1 pseudogene is annotated in these 381 nt (G+C 50.1%); it reads right to left on the bottom strand.

The annotated features are described in order from the left end of the window. Nucleotides 1-380: pseudogene (locus CIK04_RS23580) on the bottom strand (LysR family transcriptional regulator); the annotation flags it as partial. Nucleotide 381 lies beyond the last annotated feature (1 nt).

Raw genomic sequence — 381 nt, 5'->3', positions numbered from 1 at the left:
ACCGCGCTGCAGCATCTTGAAGGTCTGTTCTGACCATGAATGGGTGCTGATGGTGACGTTGGGCGCTTGCTGGAAAATGGATGGTAGAAAGTGCGGCAAGATCAGGGGATAAACACTTTCCACAGCGGCAATACGAAAGCGGTATTCGCTGCTTTCAGGGTGAAACTCTTCCGGCAAGGTAAGATGCTCTAACTGGTTGATCAACAGATCCTAGTTCTGGTTGAGAACAACGCTCGCGCTGTTGGAGTAAGCCCGTGTGAATGTCGAACGAATAAGGGGTCATCAAACTGCTGGCGCAGTTTTGCCAATGCTTTACTCACCGCTGATTGACTTAAACAAAGTCGATGAGCAGTGCGGGTCACATTGAGTTCCTCGAACAGC

The sequence above is a fragment of the Vibrio sp. 03_296 genome (genome assembly GCF_002265885.1).
The sequence above is the reverse complement of the archived record's forward strand: the minus strand, read 5'-3'. Positions and strand labels throughout refer to the sequence as shown.